Annotated in this window: 15 protein-coding genes and 1 riboswitch; of the genes, 7 read left to right on the forward strand and 8 right to left on the reverse strand. The window is 58.4% G+C overall.

Annotated elements, in window-relative coordinates:
* Positions 1 to 23 precede the first annotated feature (23 nt).
* Both ACP4QI_RS18885 and nudF read right to left on the reverse strand, forming a co-directional pair.
* Complete coding sequence (locus ACP4QI_RS18885) at positions 24 to 446, reverse strand: DUF1249 family protein (protein WP_032614182.1); 423 nt, start codon at positions 444 to 446, stop codon at positions 24 to 26.
* Positions 443 to 1,075, reverse strand: coding sequence for an ADP-ribose diphosphatase (gene nudF / locus ACP4QI_RS18890; RefSeq protein WP_156264648.1), 633 nt, complete (start codon positions 1,073 to 1,075; stop codon positions 443 to 445). Before nudF ends, ACP4QI_RS18885 begins: the two co-directional genes overlap by 4 nt.
* A gap of 203 nt (positions 1,076 to 1,278) precedes the next feature.
* Between nudF and tolC the strand changes: the two genes are divergently transcribed.
* The 3 genes from tolC (at position 1,279) to ACP4QI_RS18905 (ending at position 4,712) form a co-directional block, all read left to right on the forward strand.
* Positions 1,279 to 2,700, forward strand: a complete 1,422-nt coding sequence (gene tolC, locus ACP4QI_RS18895) for an outer membrane channel protein TolC (RefSeq protein WP_142487119.1) — start codon at positions 1,279 to 1,281, stop codon at positions 2,698 to 2,700.
* Positions 2,701 to 2,874: 174 nt separating this feature from the next.
* Positions 2,875 to 3,549, forward strand: a complete 675-nt coding sequence (locus ACP4QI_RS18900; RefSeq protein WP_142487120.1) for a DUF1190 family protein — start codon at positions 2,875 to 2,877, stop codon at positions 3,547 to 3,549.
* A gap of 2 nt (positions 3,550 to 3,551) precedes the next feature.
* Positions 3,552 to 4,712 carry a glutathionylspermidine synthase family protein gene (locus ACP4QI_RS18905; RefSeq protein WP_426495785.1) on the forward strand — a complete coding sequence of 387 codons (1,161 nt, stop codon included), beginning with the start codon at positions 3,552 to 3,554 and terminating at the stop codon, positions 4,710 to 4,712.
* A gap of 79 nt (positions 4,713 to 4,791) precedes the next feature.
* Here ACP4QI_RS18905 and ygiD read toward each other — a convergent pair whose 3' ends face one another.
* Positions 4,792 to 5,580 carry a 4,5-DOPA-extradiol-dioxygenase gene (gene ygiD, locus ACP4QI_RS18910; protein WP_142487122.1) on the reverse strand — a complete coding sequence of 263 codons (789 nt, stop codon included), beginning with the start codon at positions 5,578 to 5,580 and terminating at the stop codon, positions 4,792 to 4,794.
* 196 nt (positions 5,581 to 5,776) lie between these two features.
* On the opposite strand from ygiD, the gene zupT reads away from it, so the two are divergent.
* Positions 5,777 to 6,550 (forward strand): zinc transporter ZupT, encoded by a 774-nt coding sequence (gene zupT, locus ACP4QI_RS18915; protein WP_142487123.1) that lies wholly within the window; start codon positions 5,777 to 5,779, stop codon positions 6,548 to 6,550.
* Positions 6,551 to 6,591: 41 nt separating this feature from the next.
* Here zupT and ribB read toward each other — a convergent pair whose 3' ends face one another.
* The gene (gene ribB, locus ACP4QI_RS18920) at positions 6,592 to 7,245 is read right to left on the reverse strand and encodes a 3,4-dihydroxy-2-butanone-4-phosphate synthase (protein WP_271284513.1); all 654 of its coding nucleotides are present in this window, start codon (positions 7,243 to 7,245) and stop codon (positions 6,592 to 6,594) included.
* 104 nt (positions 7,246 to 7,349) lie between these two features.
* A riboswitch (FMN riboswitch) is annotated at positions 7,350 to 7,500 on the reverse strand.
* Positions 7,501 to 7,620: 120 nt separating this feature from the next.
* On the opposite strand from ribB, the gene ubiK reads away from it, so the two are divergent.
* Positions 7,621 to 7,917 (forward strand): ubiquinone biosynthesis accessory factor UbiK, encoded by a 297-nt coding sequence (gene ubiK, locus ACP4QI_RS18925; RefSeq protein ID WP_142487125.1) that lies wholly within the window; start codon positions 7,621 to 7,623, stop codon positions 7,915 to 7,917.
* A 101-nt stretch (positions 7,918 to 8,018) separates the two neighbouring features.
* Here ubiK and hldE read toward each other — a convergent pair whose 3' ends face one another.
* From hldE to ACP4QI_RS18940, 3 genes are read right to left on the reverse strand one after another with little or no spacing between them, the layout of a single operon-like run.
* Complete coding sequence (gene hldE / locus ACP4QI_RS18930) at positions 8,019 to 9,449, reverse strand: bifunctional D-glycero-beta-D-manno-heptose-7-phosphate kinase/D-glycero-beta-D-manno-heptose 1-phosphate adenylyltransferase HldE (RefSeq protein ID WP_142487126.1); 1,431 nt, start codon at positions 9,447 to 9,449, stop codon at positions 8,019 to 8,021.
* 40 nt (positions 9,450 to 9,489) lie between these two features.
* Positions 9,490 to 12,348, reverse strand: coding sequence for a bifunctional [glutamate--ammonia ligase]-adenylyl-L-tyrosine phosphorylase/[glutamate--ammonia-ligase] adenylyltransferase (gene glnE / locus ACP4QI_RS18935; protein WP_426495784.1), 2,859 nt, complete (start codon positions 12,346 to 12,348; stop codon positions 9,490 to 9,492).
* 18 nt (positions 12,349 to 12,366) lie between these two features.
* On the reverse strand, positions 12,367 to 13,668 hold the full coding sequence (locus tag ACP4QI_RS18940) for a CYTH domain-containing protein (RefSeq protein ID WP_426495783.1): 1,302 nt from the start codon (positions 13,666 to 13,668) through the stop codon (positions 12,367 to 12,369).
* A 238-nt stretch (positions 13,669 to 13,906) separates the two neighbouring features.
* Between ACP4QI_RS18940 and ACP4QI_RS18945 the strand changes: the two genes are divergently transcribed.
* Both ACP4QI_RS18945 and ACP4QI_RS18950 read left to right on the forward strand, forming a co-directional pair.
* Positions 13,907 to 14,527, forward strand: coding sequence for a TIGR04211 family SH3 domain-containing protein (locus ACP4QI_RS18945; RefSeq protein WP_106995850.1), 621 nt, complete (start codon positions 13,907 to 13,909; stop codon positions 14,525 to 14,527).
* A gap of 61 nt (positions 14,528 to 14,588) precedes the next feature.
* Positions 14,589 to 15,830, forward strand: coding sequence for a multifunctional CCA addition/repair protein (locus ACP4QI_RS18950; RefSeq protein ID WP_426495782.1), 1,242 nt, complete (start codon positions 14,589 to 14,591; stop codon positions 15,828 to 15,830).
* A gap of 13 nt (positions 15,831 to 15,843) precedes the next feature.
* On the opposite strand, the gene bacA is transcribed toward ACP4QI_RS18950, so the two are convergent.
* Positions 15,844 to 16,662, reverse strand: coding sequence for an undecaprenyl-diphosphate phosphatase (gene bacA / locus ACP4QI_RS18955; protein ID WP_426495781.1), 819 nt, complete (start codon positions 16,660 to 16,662; stop codon positions 15,844 to 15,846).
* Positions 16,663 to 16,719 lie beyond the last annotated feature (57 nt).

Raw genomic sequence — 16,719 nt, forward strand, 5'->3', positions numbered from 1 at the left:
TGTCCTTAGGTAGGTTTACGACGCTAACAAACCGGAATCGCCATTGCTCCATGTGCTAAACAATATCTTAGCCAGTCGGCTAAAAACTGGTTAATTTGATGCTTTTCGTCACGTTGATGCAACTTTTTATTTGGGTAATCATACCGCGCTTTAAAGCGGAAGATCTGCTGACTTGAACACACTTCAGCGACCATCGCGTCATGGTAGAGCCGCACCGTCATTGACGGCAGGCTCCAGTAGCTGATGGACGGCGCGGTTTGCTCAATTTCCACCAGCGTAGTGTAACGGGTTGATTCAACAATGGTTAACCGATACTGCGCGTTGCTCACCTGATAGCTCACTGTTTCACCGACCGCGTCGTTACGTGGCAGTAATCGGCGCAATTGTGCGAAATTGGTCTCGCACAGGCGCATCATTTCAGGGAAGTCAGGTGTATAACGCTTCATTTTTTCCACTCGTTTCGTAATTCCTGATAATGCAGCTGTAGCCATTGCAAAGCGATGACAGAAGCCGCGTTGTCGATTTTCCCCTCTTTTACCCATTGATAAGCCTGCTCCCGACTTACCACATGAACACGAATATCTTCGTTTTCATCAACCAGACCGTGAATCCCTTGCGCGGTCGTGGCGTCCACTTCGCCAACCAGAACTGACAGGCGCTCGCTGGTGCCCCCGGGGCTTGCCAGATAGCTGGTGATCGGTTTTGTCCGACCAACGTCCAGCCCGGCCTCTTCTATTGCCTCGCGGCGGGCGACATCTTCCGGCGTTTCGCCCTCTTCGATCATCCCGGCCACCATCTCCAGTAACCACGGGCTTTCGCTGGTATCCAGCGCGGCAATGCGGATCTGCTCTATCAGTACCACTTCGTCACGCACTGGGTCAAAGGGTAGCAAGACTGCGGCATGCCCGCGCTCAAAAATTTCGCGTCTGACTTCGCCACTCATTTCACCGTTAAACAAACGATGGCGAAAACGGTATAATTCCAGTGAAAAAAATCCGCTGTAGAGCGTTTCTCGTGCAATAATTTCTACATCGTTTTTTGTAAAAGTCACTGGCAACTTTTCTGGTTTATCCATATTTGCATCCTGGTATAAATGGTGGCGTTAAGGTTAAATTCAATTCTGCTAAACTGCGGTTTCTACTACAGTATGGTAAATTGGTGCAAGTTACTGCCGCATGGCACGGAACGCCAACCTTTTGCAGTGGCGAAGTCTGCTAGAATCGGTAGATATTTTTTAATTAGATCAGCGCTAACTAAGCTTCACAACAAGGAAAGCAAATGAAGAAATTGCTCCCCATCCTCATCGGCCTGAGCCTGACGGGTTTCAGCGCGTTGAGTCAGGCAGAAGACCTGATACAGGTTTACAAGCAGGCACGTCTGAGCAACCCGGAACTGCGTAAATCCGCTGCCGATCGTGATGCTGCCTTTGAAAAAATTAATGAAGCACGCAGCCCATTATTACCACAGCTGGGTTTGGGTGCCGACTACACCTACAATAACGGTTACCGTGATGCGAACGGCGTCGACTCTAACGTCACCAGCGGTTCGCTCCAGCTAACCCAGACGCTGTTTGATATGTCCAGATGGCGTAACCTGAGCCTGCAGGAAAAATCTGCCGGTATTCAGGATGTCACCTATCAGACCGACCAGCAGACGCTGATCCTCAATACCGCAACCGCCTACTTCAGAGTGTTGAGCGCGATCGATACGCTCTCCTACGTTGAAGCACAGAAACAGGCTATCTATCGTCAGCTCGATCAGACCACCCAGCGTTTCAACGTGGGCCTGGTGGCGATCACCGACGTGCAGAACGCCCGTTCACAATACGATAATGTGCTGGCCAACGAAGTTACCGCGCGTAACGACCTGGATAACGCCGTCGAAGAGCTGCGTCAGGTCACCGGTAACTACTACCCGCAGCTGGCATCGCTGAACGTTGAGCACTTCAAAGCCGAAAAGCCGCAGGCGGTGAATGCCCTGCTGAAAGAGGCTGAAAACCGTAACCTCAGCCTGTTGCAGGCTCGTCTGAGCCAGGATCTGGCCCGCGAGCAGATTCGCCTGGCGCAGGATGGCCATCTGCCTACCCTGAGCCTGAGCGCCTCCAGCAGCATTTCTAACACCAGCTACAGCGGTTCCAGAACCGGTAATGGTCAGTACAACGACAGCGACGTTGGCCAGAACAAAATCGGCCTGAACTTCTCCCTGCCAATCTATCAGGGCGGCCAGGTCAATTCGCAGGTCAAACAGGCGCAGTACAACTTTGTGGGTGCCAGCGAGCAGCTGGAAAGCGCGCACCGCAGCGTAGTGCAGACCGTGCGTTCCTCCTTCAACAACGTGAACGCCTCTGTCAGCAGCATCAACGCCTACAAACAGGCCGTGGTCTCTGCCCAGAGCTCACTGGATGCGTCGGAAGCCGGCTACTCGGTGGGTACCCGTACCATTGTTGACGTGCTGGACGCGACCACCACGCTGTACAACGCTAAACAACAGCTCTCCAATGCGCGTTACAACTACCTGATCAACCAGCTGAACATCAAGCAAGCGCTGGGTACGTTGAACGAGCAGGATCTGGTGGCGCTGAACGGTTCATTAGGTAAGCCGATCTCCACTACGCCAGAAGCCGTGGCGCCGGAAAACCCACAGCAGGATGCTTCTGCTGACGGTTACACCGCCGCTGCTGCACGCACCACCAGCAACTGATGCTGCTACCCGGTCTGGGTTCACCAGGCCGGGTAAATCCTCCCAGTCCGACAAAAATACGTAAGCCAACGTAAAGATCCCCCAGTTTCGCCCCCGTCGCTTCAATTTCCACCACTCATCCTCTATTCTGAGCGTTATTTTCTGTGTTTTACCACTGGGTCCTGGAAGACAATTATGAAACGGACAAAATCCATTAATCACGCCTCGTTCCGCAAAAGCTGGAACGCGCGTCATTTCACCCCTGTCGCTCTGGCGCTGAGCGCCGCGTTTATGCTGGCAGGCTGTGAAAAAACCGACGAAACGGTTTCTCTCTATCAGAATGCCGATGACTGTGCGGCCGCTACCGGCAAAAGCGCGGAGTGTACTACCTCGTACAACAACGCCCTGAAGGAAGCGGAACGTACCGCGCCGAAATACGCCAGCCGTGAAGACTGCGTGGCAGAGTTCGGTGAAGGCCAGTGCCAGCAGGCACCGGCCCCGGCTCAGGCAGGCACCGCGCCAGCAGAAAACCAGGCGCAGGCACAGTCCAGCGGCAGCTTCTGGATGCCGCTGATGGCGGGTTACATGATGGGCCGTCTGATGAGCGGCGGCGCAGGCTATCAGCAGCAGCCGCTGTTCAGCTCGAAGAATCCGGCCAGCCCGGCTTACGGCCAGTACACCGATGCCAGCGGTAAAGGTTACGGTGCAGCCCAGCCAGGCCGCACCATGAACGTACCTAAGACCGCGATGGCGCCAAAACCGGCCACCACCAGCACCGTTACCCGCGGCGGCTTCGGTGATTCTGTTGCCAAACAGAACACCATGCAGCGTAGCGCGGCCGGTACCTCAACACGCTCTATGGGCGGCTGAGAATGGAACGAGTCAGTATTGTTGAGCGCCCGGACTGGCGCGAAAAAGCCACCGAATACGGTTTCAACTTTCACACCATGTACGGCGAGCCGTACTGGTGTGAAGATGCCTATTACCAACTGACCCTCGCCCAGGTTGAAAAGCTGGAAGCGGTCACGGCAGAGCTGCATCAGATGTGCCTCAAGGTCGTGGAAAAGGTCATTGCCAGCGATGAACTGCTGACCAAATTCCGCATTCCGAAGCACACCTGGGGCTTTGTGCGTCAGTCATGGCTGACGCATCAGCCATCGCTCTACTCGCGCCTCGACCTGGCGTGGGACGGCACCGGCGAGCCCAGGCTGCTCGAGAACAACGCCGATACGCCCACCTCGCTGTATGAAGCGGCCTTCTTCCAGTGGATCTGGCTGGAAGATCAGCAGAACGCGGGCCGTCTGCCGGAAGGCAGCGATCAGTTCAACAGCCTGCAGGAAAAGCTGATCGAACGTTTCGCTGAACTGCGCGAGCAGCACGGCTTCAATCTGCTGCACTTTGCCTGCTGTCGTGACACGGTCGAAGATCGCGGCACGGTGCAGTATCTGCAGGATTGCGCCGCCGAAGCGGAGGTCGCCACTGAATTCCTCTATATAGAAGATATCGGGCTGGGCGAAAAAGGTCAGTTCACCGACACCCAGGATCAGGTGATCAGTAACCTGTTCAAGCTCTATCCGTGGGAATACATGCTGCGCGAAGTGTTTTCCACCAAGCTGGAAGATGCGGGCGTGCGCTGGCTGGAGCCGGCGTGGAAAAGCATTATCTCCAACAAAGCCCTGCTGCCGCTGCTGTGGGAGATGTTCCCGGATCATCCGAATCTGCTGCCGGCGTACTTCGCGGAAGATGACTATCCGCAGATGGATAAGTACGTCAAAAAGCCGATTTTCTCCCGCGAGGGTGCCAACGTGTCGATTATCGAAAACGGTAATACCGTGGAAGCGGTAGAAGGCCCGTATGGCGAAGAGGGGATGATCGTCCAGCAGTTCTGTCAGCTACCGAAGTATGGCGACAGCTATATGCTGATCGGCAGTTGGCTGATCAACGATCAGCCAGCCGGGATTGGTATTCGTGAAGATCGGGCGCTGATCACCCAGGATCTGTCCCGCTTCTATCCGCATATTTTTGTGGAGTAGTTTGTGGTGCCGGGTGGCGGCTTCGCCTTACCCGGCCTACAAATCCGCAGACCCGGCAAGCGCAGCGCCGCCGGGCGATTTACCCCACCTGCACCGACAACATACTCAAACTGCCCATCTCGATGCCATCCACCGGTATGGTAACAGGCTCCTTACCGTCCCACGCCCCCAGGATATAGAGCAGCGGCAGGAAGTGTTCCGCCGTCGGGTTCGAGAGCGAGCCGCCGTCGTGCGCCAGATAATTGACCAGCGGATGTTCTTCTGCCGCACCCTGCCAGTTCAGGTTCGTTTTCACGTAATCATTGAAGGATGTCGCCCACGGATAAGGCGTGTTTTCCCCGTGCCAGCGGGCGGTGCGCAGGTTATGCACCACGTTGCCGCTGGCCACCAGCATAATACCTTCATCACGCAGAGTCGCGAGCTTACGGCCCATCTCCAGGTGCCAGGCCGCAGGTTTGGTGCTGTCGATGCTGAGCTGCACCATCGGGATGTCGGCATCCGGGTACATCTTGATCAGCACGCCCCAGGAGCCATGGTCAAACCCCCACGCCTCTTTATCGAGGGTGACAGGGATCGGGGCCAGCAGATCTACCAGCTGCTGCGCCAGCGCCGGGGATCCCGGTGCCGGATAGTGGGTGTCGTAAAGCGCCTGCGGGAAACCGCCAAAATCATGGATGGTTTTCGGTGTTTCCATGGCGGTGACGCCGGTTCCACGGGTAAACCAGTGTGCAGACACCACCACGATAGCCTTCGGACGCGGCAACGTCTCGCCCAGATGCCGCCAGGCGCGGGTGTAGACGTTATCTTCCAGCACGTTCATCGGGCTACCGTGACCCAAAAACAGCGCTGGCATACGAGATGAAGTCATGATGATATCCTTACACAAGGTGTCGATTTGATAGCTTTACCTTACCCGTAATCCGGATAAGATGAACTCAGATAACCATGATGAAGATCATCAGGAAATTTGAATGTAAGGGATCTGTAAAGGCGTCTGTACCCGCTCGCGTTACGCGCGTTTAGCCTTTAATATGAATGAGAATCATTATCATAAGGAGAGGTGAATGTCAGTTCCCCTGATTCTGACTATTCTTGCAGGCGCAGCCACTTTTATCGGCGCCATGCTCGGCGTACTGGGCCAGAAGCCCTCTAACCGGCTACTGGCCTTTTCTCTCGGCTTTGCGGCCGGCATTATGCTGCTTATCTCCCTGATGGAGATGCTGCCCGCAGCCCTCGGCACGGAAGGCATGTCGCCGGTGCTGGGCTACGGAATGTTTGTCATTGGCCTGCTGGGCTACTTTGCGCTGGATAAGATGTTACCCCACGCGCACCCGCAGGATCTGATGCAAAAAGGCAGTCAGCCGCTGCCCGGTAACCTGCGACGCACCGCGCTGCTGCTGACTCTGGGCATCAGCCTGCATAACTTCCCTGAGGGCGTCGCCACCTACGTGACTGCCAGTAATAATCTGGAGTTGGGTTTTGGCATTGCGCTGGCGGTGGCGCTGCACAATATCCCCGAGGGGCTGGCGGTGGCGGGCCCGGTTTATGCCGCTACCGGCTCCAAGCGTAAAGCGGTGTTCTGGGCGGGTATTTCCGGCATGGCGGAGATCGCGGGCGGCGTGCTGGCGTGGTTGATCCTCGGCAGCCTGATTTCGCCGGTGGTGATGGCAGCCATTATGGCGGCGGTGGCAGGGATTATGGTGGCGCTGTCGGTGGATGAGCTGATGCCGCTCGCCAAAGAGATCGACCCGAACAACAATCCCAGCTATGGGGTACTGTGTGGAATGTCGGTGATGGGGCTCAGTCTGGTGCTACTCCAGACGGCAGGAATTGGCTAAAAAAAACGCCGGGTTAACCCGGCGTTTTTTATGATGCGTTATCAGCTGGCTTTGCGCTCGTGCGCCTGGCGGTACGCCACCAGATCTTCGATGGTGACCACAGCCATGTTGTGTTTGCCGGCAAACTCGATGCACTCCGGCGCGCGCGCCATTGAGCCATCATCATTGGTCAGTTCACAGAGCACACCGGCAGGCTTGAAGCCGGCCAGGGTCACCAGGTCGATGGTCGCTTCGGTGTGGCCGCCGCGAGTCAGAACGCCGCCCGGCTGCGCGCGCAGCGGGAATACGTGGCCCGGACGGTTCAGGTCAGAAGGTTTTGCGCCATCGGCAATGGCTGCACGTACGGTGGTCACGCGGTCAGCAGCAGACACGCCGGTGGTCACACCGCTGGCCGCTTCGATGGTCACGGTAAAACCGGTGCCATAGGCGCTGGTGTTGTTCTCTACCATCATCGGCAGTTCCAGCTGCTTACGGCGATCTTCGGTAATACACAGGCAAACAATACCGCTGCCGTGACGGATGGTCAGCGCCATCTGCTCAACGGTCATGGTTTCGGCGGCGAAAATCATATCGCCTTCGTTTTCACGATCTTCATCGTCAAGCACCATCACGCCGCGACCTTCGCGAAGCGCAGCAAGCGCGTGTTCTACACGGTCAGCAGAGGTGCCGAAAGAGGAAAGGAGCGTCTGATTCATGGTAAAAAAACCTCATTAAAATTATGGTTACCAGAATCAGGGCAGTCTTAGGAGCGCCGTAGTACGGCAAAAAAATAACGTGAGCGGGCCTCGCCCGGCTGGTTCGTTACTCTCTCCCATCCGGACTTTAACCGTCGGCCCCGGAATTACACCGGATCTGCTGACCTTTGAGTTTGCACCCAAAGCGCTCGCGGGCTTTCAGCGTAGCGCTGATTTACCGCCGGTGGGGAATTTCGCCCCGCCCTGAGAATAAGCGGGATAACTATAACGCTAATGATTATGTTCGGCAACGCATAAGCTTCACACAATTCTGGTTTAAGGATCGCGGTTACGCGCTACAATGGTCGTTAACACCTTTTCTTCAAGGGAACTACCATGATCGACCCAAAAAAAATTGAACAACTTGCCCGCCAGGTCCATGAATCCATGCCGAAAGGCGTACGTGAGTTTGGTGATGATGTTGAGAAGAAGATCCGCCAGGTGCTGCAGTCTCAGCTGATGCGTCTGGATCTGGTCAGCCGTGAAGAATTTGACGTGCAGACGCAGGTGCTGCTGCGTACCCGCGAGAAAATCGCCCTGCTGGAACAGCGTCTGACCGAGCTGGAAAACCGCAGCGTCGTTGACGAAGTGAAACCGGCTCCGGCAATCCCACCGGTGGATGATGAAGCATAAGTGCAGCCTGTAATGCCCGGTGGCGCTTCGCTTACCGGGCTTACACACCGCACGATCTGTAGGCCCGTGTAAGCGTAGCGCCGCCGGGCATTTACAGACGACTACTGACTGTCTTTCTGGATCTTCTTAATGATGTTGGTGGTTGAACACCCGTCCTCAAAGTTGAGCACCATCACTTCTCCGCCGTTGGCCCACACCTCTTCGCTACCTGCGATCTGTTCAGGCTTGTAGTCACCGCCTTTGACCAGCAGATCCGGCAGGATCCCGGCAATCAGGCGCTGCGGCGTGTCTTCCTCGAACGAGACCACCCAGTCCACCGCTTCCAGCGCGCCGAGTACGATCATGCGCTGCTCAAGCGGGTTCACCGGCCGGGTCTCGCCTTTCAGGCGTTTGGTGGAGGCATCGCTGTTGACCGCCACAATCAGACGGTCGCCCAGCTTGCGCGCGTTCGCCAGATAAGAGACATGGCCCGCGTGCAGAATGTCGAACACGCCGTTGGTCATCACCACTTTCTCGCCACGCTTACGTGCCGCGGCTACCGCCACTTTCAGCTCCTCTTCGCTCATCACGCCAAAACCGGTATCGGCGCGACCGCGCACCGCGTTTTCCAGTTCGATTGGCGAAACGGTAGAGGTCCCCAGCTTACCCACCACCACGCCTGCGGCGGCATTGGCAAAGTAGCAGGCCTCTTCCAGCGTATTACCCGCGGCCAGGGTGGCTGCGAGCACGCCGATAACCGTATCACCGGCACCGGTGACGTCATACACTTCCTGCGCCTGGGTTGGCATATGCAGCGGCGCTTTGCCCGGCTGCAGCAGGGTCATCCCCTGCTCGGAGCGGGTCACCAGCAGCGCGGAGAAGTCGAAATCGGCGATGATCTTCATGCCGCGCTCAACGATCTCATCTTCGGTTTTGCATTTACCCGCCACGGCTTCGAATTCGGACAGGTTCGGCGTGAGCAGCGTTGCCCCGCGATAGCGCTCGAAGTCGGTGCCTTTCGGGTCGATCAGCACCGGTACACCGGCAGTACGCGCCAGCGTAATCATCTGCTGCACGCTGGCCAGCGCCCCTTTAGCGTAATCGGAGAGCACCAGCGCGCCGATGTTGCCCAGCGCCTGGTTGATGCGCTCGTGTAGCGGCTCAGGATCCACGCCTTCAAAACCCTCTTCAAAGTCGAGGCGGATCAGCTGCTGGTTACGCGACAGCACGCGCAGCTTGGTGATGGTCGGGTGCGTCGGGACAGAAACAAAATCACATTTGACGTTCACATCCGCCAGCGTCTTACTCAGCGCCCGCGCGGCGTCGTCGATGCCGGTCAGCCCCACCAGACGCGAATGCGCGCCGAGAGAAGCAATGTTCATCGCCACGTTTGCCGCGCCGCCAGGACGCTCTTCAATGGTATCCACCTTCACCACCGGGACCGGGGCTTCCGGGGAAATGCGGCTGGTTGGCCCATACCAGTAGCGATCCAGCATCACATCGCCAACCACCATAACTCCAGCACGTTCAAACTCTGGCAGTGTTACTTTCATTCCTGACTCCAGAAAGATTCACAATTTGCGCGCGATAATATCACACTTGTTTTGTTACGCACGGTTCCACCAGCCACTTCTGCCAGCAGGTCCGCACCAGCTCTCGCTCGGCGTTAAAGCAGTCGAGCGGCAGATGACCCGGCTGCTCCTGCAGGGCCAGATGGTGCAGCTCATCGCGCAGGGTGGTGTAGGCGCGGGTCAATGCCAGCGCCTCGTGCTCGTCCATAATGTCGTTTTGCGCCAGCAGCTCCAGAATGCGCACGTTATCCGACCAGCGGGTGAGCTTCGGCTTGCTGTGGGCGTCACGCAGCACCAGATATTGGGTGATAAATTCAATGTCGGTGATGCCGCCCTCGTCGGCTTTGATATCAAAGCGATCCCGGTGTTTATTTCCCAGATGGGCGCGCATCTTCTCGCGCATCTCGCGCACTTCGGTTTGCAGCGTCGGCCCCTCGCGCGTGGCGGTGAGCACGTCGCGGCGAATGGTATCAAACTGCGCTTTCAGCTGCGGATCGCCATACACCACCCGGGCGCGCACCAGGGCCTGATGCTCCCAGGTCCAGGCCTCGTTCTGCTGATAATCCGCGAAGGAATCGGTAGAGGTAACCAGCATCCCCGCCGCCCCGGACGGACGCAGACGGGCATCCACCTCATACAGAATGCCGGACGAGGTACGGGTGCTGAACAGGTGCATGATGCGCTGGGCGAGGCGCAGGTAGAACTGACGGCCGTCGATCTCGCGCTCGCCGTCGGTCATCACATCCACCGGGCAGTCGTGCAGGAAGATCAGATCCAGATCGGAGCTGTAGCCCAGCTCCCAGCCGCCCAGTTTGCCGTAGCCCACCACCGCAAAACCGCGTCCTTCGCGATCGGCCAGATGCTTCGGCTGGCCGTAACGGGCCACCATCTGCACCCACGCCTGATGGACTACCGCATCGATAATTGCTTCCGCCAGCCATGTTAAGTGATCGCTCACTTTCATCACCGGCAGCGTCCCGGAGATATCCGCCGCCGCCACGCGCAGCAGCTGCGCCTGCTTAAACTGACGCAGCGCCTCCAGCTGCTGCTCTTCGTCCTCTTCCGGCACGCGCAGCAGATACTGGCGCAGCTCATCGCGATAGGCGTCGGTCGCCGTCGGCTGGTAAAGGGTGTTGGGATCGAGCAGCTCGTCCAGCAGCAGCGGATAGCGCGCCAGCTTGCTGGCAATCATCGGCGAGGCAGCGCAGAGCGAAATCAGGTGCTTGAGCGCACCCGGGAACTCGCTGAGCAGCTCCAGATAGGTGGTACGGGTGATGATCCCACTCAGCAGCGGGGTCAGACGCGACAGCGGCACCGGGGCATCGGCCCGGGAGCAGACGTCGCTGAGCAGATGCGGCATCAGGTGATCCAGCACCTGGCGACCGCGTGGGCCAATGGCGCGCTTGTTCAGCTCAAGGCGGAAATCAGCGATCAGCGCTACTACCCGATGGCGATCGTCATCGCTGAGATGGGTCAACACCGGGGTGGTATCGTCCTCCTGCAGCGCATCCTGCCACAGCTCGCGCCAGTGCTCGGACAGCTCATCGTCCTGGGATTCGCTCTCGTCGTCGCCGATCAGATCGTTAAATATGCGGCGCACCGCCGCCATGTGCGCATCCAGCGCGTCGATCAGCGCCTGCCAGTCGTCCAGCCGCATCCCCCAGGCGAGGCGGGTGCGGTTAAGCTCATCCCCCGGCAGGGTCTGGGTCTGTTCGTCATTAATGCTCTGGAGCAGGTTCTCCAGCCGCCGTAAAAAGAGGTAGGCCTCGCGCAGGATCCGGTCATCGCCTTCCGGCAGCAGGTTCAACTGGGCGATGGCGGCCAGGGTGGGCAGCAGGGAGCGGGACTGCAGCGAGGGCTCGCGCCCGCCGCGGATCAGCTGGAATACCTGAACGATAAACTCGATCTCGCGGATGCCGCCCGCCCCCAGCTTGATGTTGTCTTTCAGGCCGCGACGACGCACTTCCCGGGCAATCATTCCTTTCATGTTGCGCAGCGACTGAATGACGCTGAAATCAATGTAACGACGGAAGACGAACGGACGCAGCATGGCGCGCAGCTCGTTGGCATACGCATCGCCGGTATCGCCCATGATCCGCGCCTTCACCATCGCGTAGCGTTCCCAGTCGCGCCCCTGCTCCTGGTAATAATCCTCCAGCGCGGCAAAGCTCAGCACCAGCGGGCCGCTGTCGCCGAACGGGCGCAGGCGCATATCCACCCGGTAGACAAAGCCGTCCTGGGTTGGTTGATCCAGGGCCTTGATCAGCCGCTGTCCCAGCCGGGTGAAGAACTGGGCGTTATCCAGCTCGCGACGTCCGCCGCGGGTGGCCCCCTTCTCCGGCCAGGCGAAGATCAGATCGATGTCCGAGGAAAAATTGAGTTCGCCGCCGCCCAGTTTGCCCATGCCTAAAATCAGCAGCGGCTGCGGGGTGCCGTCCTCGCTGCACGGGGTGCCCCATTCGCGGCAGCAGGCGTCGTACAGCCAGTCGCGGGCGGCGACGATCAGCGTCTCCGCCAGGTGACTTAACTGCTGCAACGTGCTCTCTTCACTCACCAGCATCAGCGCCTGCGCCCAGGCGATGCGCACCATCACCCGACGACGGAACTGGCGCAGCGCGCGCATCAGCGCGGTTTCATCGCTGATTTCCGCCAGCGCGTCCTGTAACCACTGCGCGTAGTGCTGCCACTCGTCCGCCTGGGGTGGCGAAGCCTCAAGCTCCGCCAGCCAGTCAGGATGGGCGGTAACGCTCTCCTGCACAAAGTCGCTGAAAGTCAGCACCTGGCGGGCCTGATCGCTTAACGACGAGGCGGGTAATGCTTCCGGCAGACGCTCACATACCGTCTGCCACTGCTGCTGTAAGGGTGAAGAAAGCGGCATCATGGGGGTTCCTTGCCTGCGTTAACGTTTTCCGCTGTGCAGCCAGAATGGCTCCTGCGAAATGGCTTCGTTGCGGAAATGCTCAATTTCAATGTGCTGGCGGGTCTTGATGGCATACAGCAGCCCTTGCCAGTTCTCCAGCCATGCGCGGGCGACCGGTCCGTCATAGGCCCCTGCCAGCAGCAGAATGCTGTCGACGTTACGCGCCAGCCGGATCAGCTGATCGCCATACTGATCGCCCAGCGGATGCCCGAAAATGGTTTTCAGTTCAGCGGCGTGACGGGACAGGTGGATGTCGGCGAAACGCTTGAAGTTTTCCGCCATTTTGGTCTCCCCCTTCGCATCGAGGAAGCTGCGCCAGCCGCGGGTCACCAGGAACTCGGTGAGCGCCAGCTTAGCGATAGCGGTTTGCGGGCTGTAGACCGCCGTCTCGGCAGAAACATCAGAGGCCATCAGGGCGTCGGCCTGGGTCAGCAGATCACGTAAGTGAGCACTCGCTTTACGCGGCACAATGCCGCCGAACAGCGTCAGGCTGTGACGCACCAGCGCCATCGCCGCCAGCACGTGCTCTTTTGCGCCTTTCACGCCGCGGATCCACAGCTCTTCGTGGTATTGCCACTGGCTCAGCGCCAGCTCCAGCGAGGCTTCAAAGCCCTGCTCGACGGAAGATTTCGGCGCGACGCGCAGAATTTCGGTCGGCTTCAGGAGGCGTGGCGCGTTGCCCTGGGCCAGATGATAGCCGCGAGCGGCTTTGCTCAGGCTGCCCTGACGCAGGCCGCTCTGGGTCACCAGCTTGCGGGCCAGCTTCAGCACGTCATCGGCGTGGCCTTCCAACAGCTCAAGCTCCAGCTCGCAGATCGGCTCCTGGAACTCGCCCGCTTTTACTTCACCCAGGTCGAGGGCGATTTCGATCCGGCTTTTACCTTCGTTCACCAGCCACTTCTCGCGCCAGAAATCGGTGCTGAACAGCGGGCTGACGCTCTCCGACAGCCCGTCTGGCAGCCCACCTTCCGGCCACACTTCCGCCGGGAAGCGCGCCAGCTCCAGCTCGGGCTGGCCAATCTCAATGTTGTATTCCGGGCGCTGATGCAGGCCGCCGACCACGCGACCACCGATTTTCATGGTCATCTCATAACGCCCGTCCACGCCGCGGATGCGCAGACCCCGGTCGTGACGGCGCAGCCACAGGTCCTGGGTTTCGTAATAGATGTTGAGCAGCTGCACCGGCGCGTAATGCTCGCCGTTCAGCTGATGCAGGTGATTTCGCAGCGCGTCAACGCTGCCGCTTTCAACGATAAACTTTAATTCGATTTCCTGAGCCATGGCCTTGTTCTTTTGATTGCAACATCGCGGGGTAAATTACGGCGAACTTACTCGCCACTTTTTTGTCAGTAGATAGTATTTTGCGCCAGATTGCCACGCAATGGGCAATTTGACGGGCGTAAAGTTTGCTACAGTGGCCATCAGGGCACAGAGGATTCCGAATGCTGACGAATCCTTTGAGCCTGAAGACTGTTTCCACTAATATCGTTCCACTTTTTATGAAAATAACGACTGCCTGATGCCTAAATTACGCCTGATCGGACTGACATTACTTGCTTTAAGCGCCGCGACCGTGGTCCACGCAGAAGAGAAGCGCTACGTTTCTGACGAACTGAACACCTGGGTACGCAGTGGTCCGGGTGACAATTATCGCCTCGTGGGTACGATTAATGCCGGCGAGGAAGTGGTGCTGTTGCAGAGCAATGCGGAATCCAACTATGGCCAGGTACGCGACAGCAGCGGCCGTACCGCCTGGATCCCCCTGAAAGAGCTTAGCACCGACCCGAGCCTGCGCACCCGCGTGCCGGATCTGGAAAACCAGGTCAAAACCCTGACCGACAAGCTGACCAATATCGACGCCACCTGGAACCAGCGCACCGCTGAAATGCAGCAGAAAGTGGCCCAGAGCGACGGGGTGATCAACGGCCTCAAAGATGAGAACCAGAAGCTGAAGAACGAGCTGATCGTCGCCCAGAAAAAGGTGAGCGCGGCCAACCTGCAGCTGGATGACAAACAGCGCACCATCATCATGCAGTGGTTTATGTATGGCGGCGGCGTGCTGGGTATGGGTCTGCTGCTGGGTCTGGTGCTGCCACATCTGGTGCCGAGCCGTAAACGTAAAGACCGTTGGATGAACTAAGTCGCCATCTCTGCCACACTTACGTATTATTTTGCCAATATTTGATACGGGAGAGTGTGGCGTGAAGATTTATCTGGTCGGTGGTGCGGTTCGTGATGCGTTGTTAGGTCTGCCGGTCAAAGATAAGGACTGGGTGGTGGTGGGAGCCACCCCTCAGGCCATGCTCGATGCGGGTTACCAGCAGGTAGGCCGCGATTTCCCTGTCTTTCTGCACCCGCATAGCCGTCAGGAGTACGCCCTGGCGCGTACCGAGCGCAAATCCGGCGTCGGCTATACCGGGTTTATCTGCCATGCCGACCCTGATGTCACCCTCGAAGACGATTTGCAGCGCCGGGATCTGACCATCAACGCCCTCGCACAGGATGAAAACGGTCATATCGTCGATGCTTACGGCGGTAAACAGGATCTGCAAAACCGCATCCTGCGCCATGTTTCCCCTGCCTTCTCGGAAGATCCGCTCCGCGTATTGCGCGTGGCGCGCTTTGCTGCCCGCTATGCCCATCTGAGCTTCCGCATTGCCGACGAAACCATGGCCCTGATGACGGCGATGACCGACGCGGGCGAGCTGGAACACCTTACGCCTGAGCGCGTGTGGAAAGAGACCGAGAATGCGCTCACCACCCGCAATCCGCAGGTATACTTCCAGGTACTGCGCGACTGTGGGGCGCTCAAAGTGCTGTTCCCGGAAGTGGATGCGCTGTTCGGCGTGCCTGCCCCGGCGAAGTGGCACCCCGAAATTGACACCGGCATCCATACCCTGATGACCCTGAGCATGGCGGCGATGCTGAGCCCCGACGTGGACGTGCGCTTTGCCACCCTCTGTCACGACCTCGGCAAGGGCTTAACACCACCCGAACTGTGGCCGCGCCATCACGGCCACGGCCCGGCCGGCGTCAGGCTGGTTGAAAAAGTCTGCCAGCGCATGCGGGTGCCGAACGAGATCCGCGATCTGGCAAAGCTGGTCGCCGAGTTCCATGACCTGATCCACACCTTCCCCATCCTCAAACCGGCCACCATCGTCAAGCTGTTCGACAGCATCGACGCCTGGCGTAAGCCGCAGCGCGTGGAGCAGATCGCCCTGACCAGCGAAGCCGACGTGCGCGGGCGCACCGGGTTTGAAGCCAGCGACTATCCGCAGGGGCGGTTGCTGCGCGAAGCCTGGGAGGTGGCGAAAGCCGTGCCGACCAAAGCGGTGGTCGAGGCCGGATTTAAAGGGCCAGAGATTCGGGAAGAGTTAACGAAACGGCGGATTCAGGCGGTAGCGGACTGGAAGGAACAGCGTTGCCCTCAGCCAAAAGACTGAGGGCAGTCGGTCATCAGAAGAAGACCACGTAGACCGCGGCCGCCACGATAAAGCGATAGATGGCGAACGGGATAAACGAAATACGCTTGATCAGCTGCAGGAAGGTTTTGATGGCAATCAGCGCCACGATAAAGGCGGTGATAAAGCCCACGGCAAACATCGGAATGTCGCCTACGGTCAGGAAGTGATAGCTCTTGTAGAGATCGAGCGCGGTCGCTCCCATCATCATCGGCACCGCCAGCAGGAACGAGAACTCAGAGGCGGCATAGCGGCTCACGCCCATCAGCATCCCGCCTGAAATTGTCGCCCCGGAGCGGGAGAAGCCCGGCCACAGCGCCAGACACTGGAAGCAGCCAATCATAAACGCCTGGCGGTAGGTCATATCATCCAGACCCGGCGCGCGCGGCTCTTTTGGCTTCAGCAGCTCCGCGGCAATCAGCAGTACGCCACCGACCACCAGCGCGTACATCACGTTAATCGGGTTAAACAGCGATTTAATGGTGTCATGTAACACCAGACCCAGCACCACTGCCGGGATCATCCCGAGCAGAATGTGCAGCAGGGTCAAACGCCCTTTGCCGGAGCCTTCATGCGGCGGGTGACCAAAGTGAATGCCAATCAGCCCGAACAGGCGGCGCCAGAACATCACCACGACCGCCAGAATGGAGCCTAACTGGATCACCACCTCAAAGGTTTTCGCCGTTTCGCCCTCAAACCCCAGCAGATGGCCGACGATAATCATATGGCCCGTACTGGAAACCGGCAGAAACTCTGTCAATCCTTCGACTACACCCAGTATTGCTGCCACCAGCAGGGAGTGCATATCGCTCATCAATAAACCCCTAAAAAGACAAAAAAACGGGTTACCCGGGGGGCAACCGCAGAAGGA

Origin of the sequence: Leclercia sp. TB492 (assembly GCF_049974505.2) — a bacterium.
Classification (GTDB): domain Bacteria; phylum Pseudomonadota; class Gammaproteobacteria; order Enterobacterales; family Enterobacteriaceae; genus Enterobacter; species Enterobacter adecarboxylatus_C.